Source organism: Limnoglobus sp., assembly GCF_059499385.1.
Map to the genome: position 1 here is coordinate 45,180 of NZ_JCABYM010000006.1, position 14,920 is coordinate 60,099.

Genomic DNA, 14,920 nt, shown 5'->3' on the forward strand with positions numbered 1-14,920 from the left:
ACATGGCCGCGAAGAAGATTCTCATGCTAGTCGGCGACTTCGTGGAAGACTACGAGGTCATGGTCCCGTTCCAGGCCCTCACGATGGTGGGGCACGCCGTCCACGCCGTCTGCCCCGGCAAGAAGGCGGGCGAGAAGGTCCGCACGGCGATCCACGACTTCGAGGGCGACCAGACGTACAGCGAGAAGCCGGGCCACAACTTCGCGCTGACGGCGACGTTCGCGGAGGTCGATCCGGCGGCCTACGACGCGCTCGTCGTCCCCGGCGGCCGCGCCCCGGAGTACCTCCGACTGAACCCGAAGGTGTTGGACGTTGTGATCCACTTTTTCCACGAAGAGAAACCGGTCGCCGCGATCTGCCACGGCCCGCAGCTTCTGGCCGCGGCCGGCGTGCTGAAGGGCCGGACGTGCAACGCGTACCCGGCCGTCGGGCCGGAGGTGGCCGCGTGCGGCGGGACGTTCCACGAGGTGCCGATGGACGGCGTCCACGTGGACGGCAACCTCGTCACCGCCCCGGCGTGGCCGGCCCACCCCGCGTGGCTGCGGGCGTTTCTGGAACTGCTGGGGTCGAAGGTGGAGGCGTAGTCAGGTCGTCGGGAACAGTTCGTCGAGCGAAGTCGCCGCAACAATTTTCAAGATCAACTCGCGGAGTTGAGTCTCGTTCATCTGTTGAAGGTTCGCAACAACGCCCTCCGGTACCGCGCGGAATTTGCTCTCCAACAGTGCCGTGGCGATGTCTCGGGCTGTCTTTTCCGCGCCCATTTCCATCCCCTTGTCGTACGGCGTCTTGTTTCGCGGGATGATCTTCGTGTACGGTTCAGCCATGATGAGCCTTTCGTAAAGTAGCCGCCCTTCCTCGTCGAGCGGCAAGAATGCGTGAATGCAATCACTCAAGAGGAATCGTTGTTGTTCGGTCAGCGGCGCGTCACCGATTCGCAACAATGCCGTCAGCCCGAGTCGCGGCCAGTCTTGCCTGGGCGCGTTCATCAGGGCCGAGAAGCCGACGCCGAGCCAGTTGTCGCCGTTCACGTATTGTACCGCGTCCAGCGCCGGAAGGCCCACGTACAGGTAGCGGAACGTCAGCACGTTGAACGTGCCGATGTGCTCCTCGACCGTGTCGATGCCGATGCCGTCCATCCCGACGCGGAGGTACAGCACGATCGGCAGCACCGGCAGCCCGTGAGCCTCCCGCAGGTGGAAGTAGTACCGCGGCAGTCGCGGTTTCAGCCGGGCCGTGCGGTCCGCCGACTCAACTTCGATGTGAACGAGCGCCAGCCACTCGTCGGACGGCGGGTCGTCCCCGGACGCGAGCGGCCGGGTAGTCTGTAGCCGGGCGACCAGGTCGAGCAGGTGGCGGTCGCCCTCCGGCGGGTTCGGCAGCACCTCCTTGTCGAGCCACTCCGGGTGGTCCAGGTCGAAGCACGTCGCCCACTCGGGGAAGAACAAGCGCATGAAGTCCGCGAAGAACTCGCGGAGCATCGCCTTGAATCGCTGGTCGTGGTCCACGCGGCGGTCATCCCTCGCGCTTGAACTCCTCGCCCTCGACGCTCAGCACCTTCTCGGACTCGAACCAGACGGTCATGATGCCGTCGTCCTGGCCGTTCTCGTCCGTCAGCGTGAGCAGGATTTCGTTGTTCTCGACCTCGATGCCGACGATCTTCTGGGTGGACGTGTGGTTCATCGGCCCCTGAAGCCGACCGCCGGAGAGGGAACTACGAAAGATCAGCCGCCGGTCGGCCGTGAACTCGTACTCGACCTTCGACACGTCCCGGCCGAACTTCTCGGTGACGCTCCACTTCCCTTCGAGTCGCTTCCAGGCGTCGTCCGCGGACTTCACGGCCATCGGCTGGTGGTGGCGGCGCGGCCACCCGGCCGGCCCCCACCCGCCGCCGCCGCTGCGGGCCATGATGACGACCAGGATGATGACGACAACGACGACGGCCCCGCCGGACAGCAGCAGGGCCGTTTTGAGTGGGACTTCCTTCTTCTTGCGACGGCGACCCATGGCGGCCGCTCCGGGTCAGGTGATGCGGGGGAAGAGTGGCTTCGGTTTACCATCCGCCAGCTCCGCTGTCACGCGCAAATCCTCGGATTGTGGCTCCAATTTTCGCGTACTGGAGTAACTCACATTTCCCCAGGGCGTTGGGAAATTGAAGCTATTGTAGATGGCTTCAGTGCTTTTAGGCATGTATGGCTTAAGCCAGATAGCAGCCAGCCGTAATCGTTGAACCACTTCAAATAGGATGAGTTTCGTTTTCTCCTTGTCAGTTTTTACGAGTTTCCAAGGGGCATGGTACTCAAGGTATTGATTCGTGGGTGTCAAAAAATCACGGATAAGCGTAGCAAGTGCGAGACTGTACTTGCATCGCTCAATCCAGTGTTTTAAGAGAACGTCAATTCGGTAAGGGGGATTTTCGTGCGGATCGGGGTAAAAACCGGGACCGGTATCCGTTACCATTGAATAGCTTGGAGCCTCAGGAATCCAGCCTGACACCGGCGAGGGAGGACCTTCAACGCTCGGCTTCATTAGCCAGCCATAGTTGCGATGGAGTTCTAGACCGGCAGTTCCCTCAAGTACGCCAGAATAATTCTTGGTAATGAGGGTAATGCACCTGCTGAGCGTGTTACCGAGGTTATTCGCAAGCTCGGAGTTGTAAATCTCCGAAAAGCGAGTCCAAGAGAATTCGCCATCGGACTCGAACGTGCATTCACGAAGAAAATAGTAGCGAAATGCATCACCGCTAAATTTGCTAATGATATCCATCGGCTCAATCACGTTGCCGAGAGACTTACTAATCTTCTCAACCGTCCCGGATTCCTCGTTCTTAACGTACACGAACCCGTGGCTGAACACTTTCTTCGGCGCGTCCTCGCCCGCGGCCCACAGCATCGCCGGCCAGATGTGCGTGTGGAACCGGGTGATGTCCTTGCCGATGAAGTGCGTGTCGCACGGCCAGTTCTTGCGGAACAGTGGCTCGTCGTCGCCGTACCCGATGCCGGTGATGTACGTCAGCAGCGCGTCGAACCAGACGTAGATCGTGTAGTCCGGGTCGAACGGCAGCCGGATGCCCCACGCCTCGCCGTGCCGCGAGATGTTCAGGTCCTGCAACCCCTCGGCCTCGATGAACCCGATCATCTCGTTCCGCCGGCTCTCCGGCTGCACGAAGTCGGGGTTCTCCTTCAGGTGCTTCAGCAGCCGGTCCTGGAACGCGGACAGCTTGAAGTAATAACACGGCTCCGACCGGCGGACGAGCGGCCGCTTGTGGTTCGGGCACTGCCCGGCGTTCTCCGCGTGGACCTTGTCGCTCTTGAACTCCTCGCAGCCGGGGCAGAACCAGCCCTCGTAGGCCCCCTTGTAGATGTACCCGTTGTCGTACACCTTCTGGACGAACTTCCGGCAGCACTGCTTGTGCCGCTCGTGGCTCGTCTGGATGAACACGTCGTAGCTGATGTCCAGAGCCTTCCACACGTCCTGGAACTGGCGGGCCATGTCGTCGCAGTAGGCTTGCGGCTCCTGGCCCAGTTCCTTCGCGCGGTCGGCGACCTTGAGCGTGTTCTCGTCGTTGCCCATGAGGAAGAAGACGTCGTACCCCTCCATCCGCCGGTAGCGGGCCTGCACGTCGGCCCCCAGCTTCTCGAACGCCGTGCCGATGTGCGGCCGGCTGTTCGGGTAGTCGATCGCGGTCGTCTGGAACCACTTGGGTTTCGTCGTCATGCGTGCTCCGAATTTGTTGCGATGGGTTCGTTTTAGAAGAGCGAGCGCGTCGATGCGAGGTTCGTTACGATGGATCGGTCCGGCCAACAGACCGCATCACAAGTGGGGTATGTGTGACGCTTCGCCAGTCGAATCATCGACCTGAACACAGAAGAAGTCCGGGAGCGCAATCAACTCTTCTGACCTTTCGCACAACTCTTCTGACCTTTCGCAGAAACTAAAGTACACATTCCATATTCGTGGATGACGGTCGGCGAAGTATTCGCTCCCGTCAAGAACGAAAGGAGCACACCCAAGTCTGCCCGCGTACTCGGTAGCGATTCTCTCAACCTCTTTCTGGTTCATGTTCGGCATCACGGCGTACTCAAATCGAATTGGTGGCCGAACAAGCTGACGTTGATCGTAAACCATCACGGTGTGTCCGGGTCGATCCCGGCGGCCCGGAGCTTGGCGCGGAGGCGCTCAGAGTCGGCTTCCGCCTTCATTCGTTCCGCCTCCGACTTTTGGCGCTGCGCTTCCGCGATCTTTGCATCCGTTTCGGCGTTCCGCGCCCGCTTGTCGGCTTCCACGGCCAGTTGCTTCGCGGCTTGGGCCTCGTCACAAATCTCGTCGAACGACAGGAACCGTGTCCCGTCCGGCCGGTAGATCGCCAACTCGTCGCCGCTCATGTCAAAGCGGATGCCAAGGAGGGGACTGACCCACCCGTTGACCTCATCGACGGGAACGAGCCGGTTGCCCTCGCGAACGTGAACGTCGAGGACGTGATCGTCCGGGTCATACACGATGTATTCAATCGCCCCGTACCGCCGATAGAACCGCCGCTTTGCGATTAGTTCGGCTTGCGAATTCCCCGGCGAAAGAATCTCGAAGATGACCTGCGGGAAGACGCCGCCTTCCTCCCACACCTTGTAACTCCCGCGGTGGCCACGCGGGCGGCCGAACGCGACGTACACGTCCGGGGCCTTGCAGATGGTCGGGTCGCCTTCGACCGGGTAAATGAGGTTGTCGCCGGCCACGAACGCGGCCCGGTCGCCGACGCAGATGCGGTCGAGGTTGCCCTTGATCGTAACGATCCATTCGTACTGGAGCGTGTTCTCGGCCATCGGCTTCCCATCTGAATCGGGATACACGATTACACCGGTCGGCTTCGGCAGCTTGCCCATGTTCGGCCCTCGGTCACTCACCCAATGATAACCTTCTCCCCCGGTTCCGGCACGCGGACGTCGGGGAACCCGACGCCGCGGAGCGTCTCGGCCATCGCGTCGGCCTGCTCGTGCTCGCCGTGGATCAGCCGGACCTTGCCGACCTTCCCCGCCAGCGGCGACAGGTACGCCAGGAAGTCGTCCCGGTCGGCGTGGCCGCTGAACCCGTTCAGGTGGACCACGTCGATCCACTTGTTCCACTCCCGGCCCTGGAAGCGGATCGTCGGCTTCGACTCCAACAGCTTCCGGCCCGTCGTGCCGGCGGCCTGGTAGCTGACGAGCGCGACGGTGCAACGGGGGTCGTCGATGTTCTGCTTCAGGTGGGCGACGATCCGCCCGGCGTCGCACATGCCGGCGGCCGCGACCACCACCAGCGGCCCCGGCCGGGTGACGACCTTCATGCTCTCCTCGAACTCGCGGACGTACCGCACGCCGTCGCCGCCGAGGATGCCGTGGCCCTCCTTCACCGCGTCCGCCACGTCCCGCGACAGGCTGTTCGGGTGCGACCGGTACACGTCCACGATGTCCGCCGCGAGCGGGCTGTCCACGTAGATCGGCACGTCCGGGATTAGCCGCTCGCGGAGGCCCTTTTGAAGTAGGTGAACGATCAACTGTGTGCGGCCGAGGCTGAACGCCGGGATGAGTACCTTGCCGCCGCGGGCGACGGTCGTCTTCACCACGTCGAACAGTTTCCGCACCGTGTCGGCCATCGGCTCGTGGACGCGGTTGCCGTAGGTGGACTCGCACACCAGCACGTCCGCCGCCGGCAGCGGGTCGGCGGCCTTCAGGATCGGGCTTTCGCGGCGGCCGAGGTCGCCGGAGAACGTCAGTCGCCGCGGCCGGTCCGGGTGGTCGATGACGACGTGGACCGCCGCCGAGCCGAGGATGTGCCCGGCCTCGACGAACCGCACCTTCACGGAGCGGCCGATGTCGAATTCTTTGTCGAACGGGACGGCGACGAGCTGGTCGAACACCCGGCTCACGTCGTTGTGCGTGTACAGCGGCTGCACCCACGGCTCCGCGTAGTTGCGGGCGATGTTGATGTGGGCCGCGTCCTCCTCTTGAATCTTCGCCGAGTCGCGGAGCATGACCCGGAGCAGGTCGCGGGTCGGCGGCGTGCAGTAGATCGGCCCGGCGTACCCGCGGCGCACCAGCGTCGGCAGGTTGCCGCAGTGGTCGATGTGGGCGTGGCTGACGATCACCGCGTCGAGTTGCTCCGGGTGGAACGGGAAGTGGCTGTTGCGCTCGCGGGCTTCTTCCCGCTTCCCCTGGTGCAGGCCGCAGTCGAGGAGGACTTGCTGGTTGGCCGCGTCGAGCAGGTGCATCGACCCGCTGACGGACGCGGCCGCCCCCCAGAACGTGAGGGTCGGTTCCTTCGGTGTGGAGTTCATGACGATATTGTAAAGGCGGTGGGCAAGCGTAGAACGCCGGGGAGCCGGTTCTTCTCCCTAACCGAACGAGATTCCCACGATGCAACCCACACGCCGAGCGTTCCTCGCGGCCGGCGCGGCAGCCCTCGCCGCGCCGACCGCATTCGCGGCCCCCGAACGGAAGAAGTTGGTGATGATAGCCGGGACTCAGAGTCACGGACCGGGCGCTCATGAGTTCAACGCCGGTGTGCGCTTGCTCGCGAAGTGCTTGGAGAGCGTCAAGGAACTGACGCTCGAAGTCTGCCTCAATGGCTTCCCGCAAGACGAGAAGGTGTTCGACGGCGCGGCCGGTATCCTCTGCTACGCGGACGGCGGCGACAAGCATCCGCTCATTCAGGGGAAGCGGATGGCGTTCATCGACGGCCTCATGAAGAAGAGCGTCGGCCTCATGTGCGGGCACTTCGGCGTCGAGGTCCCGAAGGACCTCGGGGCGAACGAGTTCCGCGACTGGATCGGCGGGTGCTACGAGCATGCGTTCTCGTGCAACCCGATGTGGTCGCCGGAGTTCAAGACGTTCCCGGATCACCCGATCGCCCGCGGCGTGAAGCCGTTCAGCGTCAAGGACGAGTGGTACTTCAACATGCGGTTCCGCGACGGGATGAAGGGCGTGACGCCGATCTTGTCGGCCGTGCCGCCGGACGCGGTACGGGACGGCCCCTACGTCTACCCGAAGGGGCCGTACAAGCACATCCAGGCGGCGAAGGGGAAGGAGCAGGCCGAACACATGATGTGGGCGGCCGAGCGGTCGGACGGCGGCCGCGGCGTCGGGTTCACCGGCGGGCACGTCCACCGCAACTGGGGCAACGAGAGCTTCCGGAAGGTCGTGCTGAACGCGCTGCTGTGGATTTGCAAAGTCGAAGTGCCGAAGGACGGCATGGCGTCCACGGTAAGCGAGGGCGACCTCGCGGCGAACCTCGATCCGAAGGCGAAGAAGAAGTGAGTTCGTGATTTTGCATTTTTCATTTCAAACTTTGCATTGGTCCAGATCAGTTCGGACCAATGCAAAGTTTGAAATGAAAAATGCAAAATGGATTACTCGCGGAGTTTCGCGAACTCGACGTTGAACTTCTTCGGGTCGAAGTTCGCGAACAGGAGTTGTCGGCCCGGCAGCACCTTCCCGACGGGAACCGGTCCCTTCCAATCGGGGTTCGCCTTCAGAATGTCGGCGACGACCGCCTGGTTGCGGACGCCGATCGGGATCACGTCCCTCATCGCCTTGTCGAACGCCGACACGTCTCTCTTCCGGGCCAGTTGCAGCGACCGGTACGCCCAGGCCAGGTGCATCGTCGCCTCGGTGTCGCCGTACCACGCCGGGGCGGTGGCGGCGGTCGCGATGTCCGCGACGAGCTTGTCCGTCGCCGCGGCCGAGTAGTTCGCCTTGTCGATGGCGTCGTTGAAGCTCACGGTCCAGGCCGCGAGCGCGCTCGCGGCTTTCGCCACGTCCGACCCCTTGCCGTATGCGAACGGTGACGCGGTTGCCGCCCGACTGATCGTCCTCCATGCGTCCGGGAACTGGCCGCTCAGCCCCTTCAGGTTGTCGTCGAGCGTTCCGGCGTGCGCGATCACCGTTCCCGGCAGGGCGGCCGTCCACGCCTTCAGCGGCGGGCGGCCGGGGACGCGGTCGCCGTACCCGCGCTCCTGGCGGGCGCTCGGGTACTTCAGGTCGTGGTGGCACGAGTAGCAGTCGTACCGGGCGTAGTCGAGGCCGTCACCGTCCTTCGCGGCCCGGTTCGCCTCGGCTTCGAGGAGCTTCATCTCGGCCTTGAGCGACGCGAGCGCCCCGGCGGCCATGTGCCGGGCGAGGTAGTTGTCCTGCTCCGCCGGCTTGAACCGGAACACCTCCCACGCCTGGGCCGGGTTCTTCTTCGCGTAGTCGGTCAGGAACTTCAATTCGCTGGGGTAGCCCCAGTGCCGCGGCTCGTCCTCCATGAACGTGACGAGTTCCAGGGGCGGCAGTGGCGGGTGGCCGGCGGCGTAAATCTCGTGCGTGACGACCTTGTTCTCGTCCGGGTTGCCGACGTGGCAGGACGCGCACAGGTCGGCCTTCACGTGCGGGTCGCGGAGGTTCTTCATCCCCGACTTTTCCTTCACGTCCGGCTTCTCCGTCCGCCACTTTAGGTAGCGGACGTTCCCCTCCTCCACCGCCTCGCCGCCGTAGTGCGCCGCTTGCCACTCGTTCTTCACCCCATGGCAGGTGTTGCACCCGACGCCGAGGGTGTCGCGGCGGACGAACTCCCGCAGCTCCCGCTTCCCTTTCGAGGTCGGGTTCGTGTCGGTCGAATGACAAGTCAGGCAGCGGTAGTCTTCCGTCACCTTGTAGCTCGGGTTGTCCCCGGCGAGGAACTCCTGCATCTTCCGCGCGACCGGGTTCTTCTCCGGCATGATCTGCTCATACGCCCGGATGTGCGGGTCGTTCTCGAACCAGGTCTTGCTCTCGTTGAGCCGGATGAATTCGTGCGACTTGAAGTCGGTGATGAACGACTTCGCCCCCTCCGAGTCGGCGCTGATGTGGCACGTCCGGCAGCCGGCGACCTCGGCGTTCGTCCCGGCGACCTGGGCGTGCGCCGTCGCCCCGCCGAGCAGGCAGCCCACCAGTGTCGCGGCGAGCCGGAGGATCGGGCCGCCCCGGACGAGTCGCGTCGCCATTCGTCGCCCCTTCTTAGTGCGTCAGGTCGTGCAGCTTCTTGAACCCGTCGTACACCGAGTTCGGCTTGAAGTCCCGCGGGCTGTCCACCCGGGTGCCCGTCGTCGGGAACGCGAGCTTCGTCCGGAGGTCCACGAGCGAATCCGTCCACGCCGCGACGGCCGGGTTCGCCTTGCCGCCCGCGGCGTGGTAGATCGCGGTCAGGGCCAGCGCGTGCTGGGCGAGCACGTCCCAGTCGTAGTCGCGGAGCTTACCGGTGGCCTTATCGTAGACGTTCTCCGTCACGATTGCACCGAGTTGTTTCAGTTGCGGTCCGGTCAGCCCGTTCGCGTAGGTTCCGGCCTGCAACGTCTGAAGCCAAGCGTCGAGTTCGGCCGTCGTCGCCTTCGCGAACGACGCCACCTTCGTTTGGCTCGGGACCGGCTTCTCCATCTCCGTCCGTAATGCACTCAGAGAACTCAACGCCGCGGCCGACTCGGCGGGTTGGATCACGCCCGCCAACTTCGGCAGCGCCTTCGCGAACGAGCCGTACCAGAGTTGCCAGCCGGGGAGGCCGGCCTTCCGCGGTTTCAGCGCGTTCGTCGTGTGGCCCCGTAGCTCTTGCCCCAGGTTCTGGTGGCAGGCGTAACAGCTCGACTCGGCGAACTCCGGCCACGGGGCCTTCTGCGCCTCCGCCCGCTCCGCGCGGGCCGCGAGCAGATCGACCGCCGCCCGCAGGCTCGCCACCTGCCCGACGAGCCACGTCCGCACCTCGAAGTCCGGGTTCGGAACCTTCTCCTCCCAGTGTTTCTGCCGGTACTTGTCGCTGTAGTGGTAGCGGGTGTACTCGAACGACAGCCGCGGGTGGCCGGCCGCGATCAGGTCGTGGTTCACCTCCCGGTCGCGGCCGCCGACGTGGCACTGGGCGCACGTCAGCACGCGGGCGACGGGGTCCTTCGTCGGCACGAACCCGAACTCCTCGAACTTCTCCCGGTCCGACAGCGACTTCCAGAACGGCAGGTAGTGCAGGTTGTTCCACTTCACCGACGGGCCGTGGCAACTTTCGCAGCCCACGCCCTCGTTCAGCTGCTTGCCCGCCGGTTCGCCGTTGTAGTGCCGCTCCTCGTTCAGGGCGTGGCACTTCAAGCACTGCGCGTCTTCGTGCGCCGGCACGGCGCGGCCGAGGTTCTTGCTGATCCGCACGGAGTCTTCGTTCAAGAGAACCTGATACGCCCGCGTGTGCGGGTCGCTGTCCATCCAGGTCGAGTGTTCGCCGCGGAGCTTCGTCGTCTCGCCGCTACCGTGGCAGCTCGCCGCCGAGCAGCCGACCGTCGCGGAGAACTGGCCCTGCGGCGGCTGCACGCCCAGCACCGGCGGCTTCGGGGCGGCAGCGGGGTTCGCCGCGTAGGTGGCGATCGTCACGCTGGCGGCCAGACCGACGAACAACGCGGCGTAGCGAAGGCCCACGGCAGCACCTGGGGTCGGGTCGAGAGGTCACTCGGCGGTGCGACAATTTCGCACTCTATTACGATTCCCCACGCGCGGGCGATGGGACGGCCCCGCGACGGGCGAACCGGGACGAGTTCCCCGCGGCCGTCCCGGACAGTCGTTCCAACCGGCAGACCTTCGGCCGGTCACGGCGGTAATTTTTGCAACTCGGCCCGGAGCAACCGGCGGAGGTCCGCGACCGTGTCTTCCACCTTCGGCCGCTCGGCCGGGTTCTTCTCCCAAAGCCACCGGCTCTCCGGCTTCCGCTGGTAGCCCCGGTAGCCGGGGGCGGCCTTGTCGGTGTGTTCCCGGCGGACCGGTGGTTCCGCCGTGCCCCAGAGGGACAGTTGGAACTGCCCGAATCGCTCGCCGACTTCGGCCGTCGGACTCGCCCCCGCCGTCCGCAGGCTGGCGTCGAGCGACCGAAGCGCCAGGTAGTGGCGGTTGGCTTCCTCCCAATTCCACGGCGAGGTTTGCCACGGGCCGCTCAGCAACTCGACGATTTTCTTGCGGAAGTCGGGGTTCTGGCCGCCGGGCGGTTTCAGCAACGGGAACGCGAGTCTCTCCTTCCGCGCGCGGAGAGCTTCGAGTTGCTTCTTGGCGTTCTGCCCGTATTGCGGGACGGTCTCCGGCGGCAGTATGGATGACGCCCCGATCCAAGTGGGCTGGCCGAGCTTGCGGGTTGCGGCCTTGCCTTGCGTCTGCCCCTTCGCGGCTTCCGCCCGCCACTCGGCCGGGACGAGACGGTGGTGGCACTGGGAGCAGTTCCAATCGGCGAACTCCGGCAGCACGCTCCGCGGCTCGCCCTTGGTTCCTCGCTCGATGCGGTCGATGCTCAGCTCGCAGTACGCCTCCTCGACCGCAATCTGACCGAGCAGCCAGCCGTGCAGGGCGTTGTCCCGGCCGGGGTCGGGCGACGGGCCGCGGTGCTTCGGGAACCAGTGCTTCGACAACTTCGCCTGGAACGCGGCGAAGTCGAACTCCAGCCGCGGGTGGCCGGCGGCGATCATGTCGTGGTTCATGTCCCGGACCGGGTAGCCGCGGTCCTTGTCCGCCGCCGCGCCGACGTGGCAGCCGGCGCACGTCTTCGCCTGGACCGACCAGTCGTTCAGGTCGATCATGCCGTGGTGCGCGAACTCCGTCGCGCGGGTGGCCGGGTTCGTCCAGCTGGTGTGCGCGATCTGCCACCGCTCGGCGTTCCCGTGGCACGCCTCGCAGCTGACCCCCTCGGCCCGCATTCGGTTCAGCGGGTCGTCGGCCGGGTTCGGCCTCACGAGGTCTTCCCGCGCCAGGGCCGGGTTCGAATGGCACGCCAGGCAGCGGAAGTCGCGTGTCGCGTCCGCGGGGATCGAAGAGTCGCCCGCGTGCAGCCGCTTCGAGATGGCCTTGCCGAGCGGCGATTCCAGCGCGGCGTAGGCCCGCGTGTGCGGGTCGCGGTCGATCCAGCGGGTGAAGCTCTCGTGCCACACGTCCGGCGGCAGCACGCCGGGCGTCGTCTCCGGCCGGCCGTGGCAGCCGGTCGCGGCGCACCCGGCCATGCCGATGGTCTGCCCGCCGCCGGCGGGTTGGGCCGCCGCCGGCTCGGCCGCGCCCGGCCGCTGGGAGAGCGTGACGCTTACGGCCACGAGGCCGATCAGTGCCGCCGCGCCCGCCCGATGTCGTGGAGCCGAAGACATGCCCGCCATTCCCCCAGCCGGTGTCGCGACAACACAGGCATCATGCGAGGGGGACGATGGGTACGCAAGTCCCTTCTTTCGCGAACGGAAAGATTTCGCCACTGGCCGTTCGCGCACGGGGCCGCACAACAACTTTGCAAAAGTCGTGACGTGGGTTGTTGACACGGGTTCGGATCGTCTGCTAGTTTCGTCGGGGAAGCTACCGGTCCCGACACGGACGTTCATCAAGTCACTCGCAAGATTGGGGCAACTTCGTGCTGCTGGGACGCGATGCGACGATTCGCCAGCGGGTGGCCCGCGTGCTATTGTGGACGGTCGTGGCCGCCGCCCTGCCCTTCGCGTGGTTCCTGCTCGGCCGGGCCAGGATCGTCGATTGGCCGCGGGCCAGCTCGTGGTTCGGCGTCGTGACCGGCCTCGTCGGGGCGGCCATCATCTTCTTCGAACTCGCCCTCTGGTGGCGGAAGCGTCGCCGCGGCAAGCGGTGGGGGCCGACCAAGCTCTGGCTCTGGTGGCACATCGTCATGGGCTGGGCCGTGCTGCCGATCATCGTCGTCCACAGCGGGTTCTCGTGGGGCGGGATGGTCAGCGCCACTACGATGCTCCTGTTCCTCGCCGTCATCGCCAGCGGCGTCTACGGGCTGCTCCTCCAGCAGTGGATCCCCCAACGGTTGCTCGAACTGATCCCGGACGAGACGGTCGCGGTGGCCATCGACCGGGCGATCGAGAAGCACCGGACGGAAGCCCGGCTGATCGTCGAGGACCTGGTCCCCCGCGACCCGAACGACCCGTCGCCGGCGTGGAACCGGGCCGTGGTAACCGGCGTCCCCGCCCTGAGGCTGCAAGAGTTCCGCGAGAACACGCTCGACCCGTACCTGAGCTACGGTCGGAAGATGAAGTCGCCGCTCAACTCGCGGGCGGACTCGGCCGTCCTGTTCGCCCGGCTGCGGGCGGAACTGCCGCTGGAGGCCCACACCGGACTGGCGAAGCTCGAACGCCTCGCCGACCTGCGGCGGCAGTGGGACGAGCACGCCCGGCTGAACACGTGGCTGCACGGGTGGATGCTGTTCCACGCCCCCGTCTCGGTGGCGATGACGATCTTCATGGTCTTCCACGCGATCAAGGCGTTGAAATACTGGTAACGGACGGCCCATGAACCCGAACCCGAATCATTCCCCGAGTCGCGAGCGGGTCGAGCGGTACGCCGGGCCGTTGCGGCGGTACTTCCGCGAGAACCCGTTCGAGAAGCGGAAGGTCTTCTACACCTTCCTGGCGATCTGTTCTGCCACGCTCATGCTCGGCATCTGGACGCTCACCCGCAGCGACCGGCCGTACTCGCACGGCCCGGTCGCGGACGTTCACACGTCGTTCGACGCGAACTGCGAGGCGTGCCACAAGCCGCAGTCGCTGAGCGGCGTCGGGCTGAGCGCGTTCAACCCGCAGGCCCGGTGGCTCGACCTGCAATGCCAGACGTGCCACGCCGGGCCGGACCACCACCGGGACATGAAGTGGCCGGCCGACTGGCCGAAGCAGGAGACGGACGCCCAGTGCGCCGCCTGCCACCACGACCACAACGGCAAGGACTTCTCCCTCGTCCGGCTGACGGACGACCACTGCCTGAAGTGCCACGGGAACCTCGCCGACTACCACAAGGCCGGGACGACCCAGTACGCGGCGAAGGTCACGAACTTCGCCGACCCGAAGGGCGGCCACCCGGAGTTCAAGAAGCTCGAACAGGAGAAGGCGAAGCCGCACGAGCGAGGGATGAAGTTCAGCCACGCCCACCACATGACCGCCGGCATCGGGTACGCCGACGCGGCCCGCGGCAAAATGACGAAGGCCGACCTCGCGAAACTCAACGGTAACGACCCGAACGTCATGAATCGGTACAAGTTCGCGAAGGAGGGCGAGCTGGTCCAAATGGAGTGCGCCTCCTGCCACCAACTCGACGGCGAGCGGAAGGGGCTGGACGCGCGGTCGAACCAGTTCGACGACCTGAAGGGGAACCCGAAGGAGTCGATCCTCCCACCGCGGGGCGACGGGGGGTACTACCTGCCGATCAACTACGAGGCCCACTGCCAGGCGTGCCACCCGCTCAAGTCGCCGGCCCTCACGAGCGACGCCGGGCAGAAGTTCCCGGCGTTCGACCTGCCGCACCGCAAGCAGCCGGCCGAGATGAAGGAAGTCCTGCGGGCGCGGTACAGCGGGTACGTCCTGACGGAGAAGGCGTCGCCGGAGCTGATGAACAAGAACGCCGGCGACGAGGAGACGTTCAAGGTCGGCAAGCAGGTCGAGTCGGCCGTGAACAAGTCTCTGGGGATGCTGTTCGCGAGCGTGAACCCGAACGCGAAGAACGCGATCTCCGGCGGGAAGTGTACCGAGTGCCACAACCTCAGCGGCAACTCGGCGAAGGTCGAGGACGCGAAGGTCGTGGAACCGAACGTCCCGACGGTCTGGTTCGAGCACTCGAAGTTCAACCACAAGGCCCACCGCGGGTACTCGTGCATCGAGTGCCACCCGAACACGGCCCCGGCCCCGCTCGGCAAGGCGACGTTCTCCGCGGACGCGATCTACACCGGCCCGGACCAGAAGATCAACATCGAGGGCGTCGAGTCCTGCCGGAAGTGCCACACGCCGACGTTCACCCGCGAGAACGACCGGCAGTTCGGCGGCGTCCGGTCGAACTGCACCGACTGCCACCGGTACCACAACGGCGACAACCCGTTCCAGGGGCTGGGCGCGGCCGCCCGCGACCCGCACCCGCCGAAGATGAAGCGGCCGTAGGCACAA

Annotated in this window: 12 protein-coding genes; 4 read left to right on the top strand and 8 right to left on the bottom strand. The window is 65.5% G+C overall.

Features of this window, described 5'->3' with window-relative positions; genetic code table 11:
• Positions 1-2 precede the first annotated feature (2 nt).
• Entirely contained in the window at positions 3-584 is a 582-nt protein-coding gene (locus AC5JJ2_RS00430) for a DJ-1/PfpI family protein (RefSeq protein WP_495855983.1), read from the top strand.
• Here AC5JJ2_RS00430 and AC5JJ2_RS00435 read toward each other — a convergent pair whose 3' ends face one another.
• From AC5JJ2_RS00435 to AC5JJ2_RS00455, 5 genes are all read right to left on the bottom strand, one after another.
• The gene (locus AC5JJ2_RS00435; protein WP_495855984.1) at positions 585-1,505 is read right to left on the bottom strand and encodes an RpnC/YadD family protein; all 921 of its coding nucleotides are present in this window, start codon (positions 1,503-1,505) and stop codon (positions 585-587) included.
• A 7-nt stretch (positions 1,506-1,512) separates the two neighbouring features.
• The gene (locus AC5JJ2_RS00440) at positions 1,513-2,004 is read right to left on the bottom strand and encodes a hypothetical protein (RefSeq protein ID WP_495855985.1); all 492 of its coding nucleotides are present in this window, start codon (positions 2,002-2,004) and stop codon (positions 1,513-1,515) included.
• 15 nt (positions 2,005-2,019) lie between these two features.
• The gene (metG, locus tag AC5JJ2_RS00445; protein WP_495855986.1) at positions 2,020-3,714 is read right to left on the bottom strand and encodes a methionine--tRNA ligase; all 1,695 of its coding nucleotides are present in this window, start codon (positions 3,712-3,714) and stop codon (positions 2,020-2,022) included.
• 410 nt (positions 3,715-4,124) lie between these two features.
• Positions 4,125-4,877, bottom strand: coding sequence for a Uma2 family endonuclease (locus AC5JJ2_RS00450; RefSeq protein WP_495855987.1), 753 nt, complete (start codon positions 4,875-4,877; stop codon positions 4,125-4,127).
• Positions 4,878-4,894: 17 nt separating this feature from the next.
• Positions 4,895-6,307, bottom strand: a complete 1,413-nt coding sequence (locus tag AC5JJ2_RS00455) for an MBL fold metallo-hydrolase (RefSeq protein ID WP_495855988.1) — start codon at positions 6,305-6,307, stop codon at positions 4,895-4,897.
• A 226-nt stretch (positions 6,308-6,533) separates the two neighbouring features.
• On the opposite strand from AC5JJ2_RS00455, the gene AC5JJ2_RS00460 reads away from it, so the two are divergent.
• Positions 6,534-7,286 (top strand): ThuA domain-containing protein, encoded by a 753-nt coding sequence (locus AC5JJ2_RS00460; protein WP_495855989.1) that lies wholly within the window; start codon positions 6,534-6,536, stop codon positions 7,284-7,286.
• 92 nt (positions 7,287-7,378) lie between these two features.
• Here AC5JJ2_RS00460 and AC5JJ2_RS00465 read toward each other — a convergent pair whose 3' ends face one another.
• The 3 genes from AC5JJ2_RS00465 to AC5JJ2_RS00475 form a co-directional block, all read right to left on the bottom strand.
• On the bottom strand, positions 7,379-8,992 hold the full coding sequence (locus tag AC5JJ2_RS00465; protein ID WP_495855990.1) for a multiheme c-type cytochrome: 1,614 nt from the start codon (positions 8,990-8,992) through the stop codon (positions 7,379-7,381).
• Between the two features lie 13 nt (positions 8,993-9,005).
• Entirely contained in the window at positions 9,006-10,436 is a 1,431-nt protein-coding gene (locus tag AC5JJ2_RS00470; RefSeq protein ID WP_495855991.1) for a multiheme c-type cytochrome, read from the bottom strand.
• A 167-nt stretch (positions 10,437-10,603) separates the two neighbouring features.
• Complete coding sequence (locus tag AC5JJ2_RS00475; RefSeq protein WP_495855992.1) at positions 10,604-12,133, bottom strand: multiheme c-type cytochrome; 1,530 nt, start codon at positions 12,131-12,133, stop codon at positions 10,604-10,606.
• 254 nt (positions 12,134-12,387) lie between these two features.
• Between AC5JJ2_RS00475 and AC5JJ2_RS00480 the strand changes: the two genes are divergently transcribed.
• On the top strand, positions 12,388-13,272 hold the full coding sequence (locus tag AC5JJ2_RS00480; RefSeq protein WP_495855993.1) for a hypothetical protein: 885 nt from the start codon (positions 12,388-12,390) through the stop codon (positions 13,270-13,272).
• A 10-nt stretch (positions 13,273-13,282) separates the two neighbouring features.
• A complete protein-coding gene (locus tag AC5JJ2_RS00485) occupies positions 13,283-14,914 on the top strand; it encodes a cytochrome c3 family protein (protein WP_495855994.1) in 1,632 nt (543 codons plus the stop codon).
• The last annotated feature ends 6 nt before the right edge of the window (positions 14,915-14,920 follow it).

Excerpts from the sequence above, each read along its gene's own strand:
- AC5JJ2_RS00430 (WP_495855983.1), top strand. The coding sequence starts at position 3 with ATGGCCGCGAAGAAGATTCTCATGCTAGTCGGCGACTTCGTGGAAGAC.
- AC5JJ2_RS00440 (WP_495855985.1), bottom strand. The coding sequence starts at position 2,004 with ATGGGTCGCCGTCGCAAGAAGAAGGAAGTCCCACTCAAAACGGCCCTG.
- metG (WP_495855986.1), bottom strand. The coding sequence starts at position 3,714 with ATGACGACGAAACCCAAGTGGTTCCAGACGACCGCGATCGACTACCCG.
- AC5JJ2_RS00450 (WP_495855987.1), bottom strand. The coding sequence starts at position 4,877 with ATGGGCAAGCTGCCGAAGCCGACCGGTGTAATCGTGTATCCCGATTCA.
- AC5JJ2_RS00455 (WP_495855988.1), bottom strand. The coding sequence starts at position 6,307 with ATGAACTCCACACCGAAGGAACCGACCCTCACGTTCTGGGGGGCGGCC.
- AC5JJ2_RS00465 (WP_495855990.1), bottom strand. The coding sequence starts at position 8,992 with ATGGCGACGCGACTCGTCCGGGGCGGCCCGATCCTCCGGCTCGCCGCG.
- AC5JJ2_RS00475 (WP_495855992.1), bottom strand. The coding sequence starts at position 12,133 with ATGTCTTCGGCTCCACGACATCGGGCGGGCGCGGCGGCACTGATCGGC.
- AC5JJ2_RS00485 (WP_495855994.1), top strand. The coding sequence starts at position 13,283 with ATGAACCCGAACCCGAATCATTCCCCGAGTCGCGAGCGGGTCGAGCGG.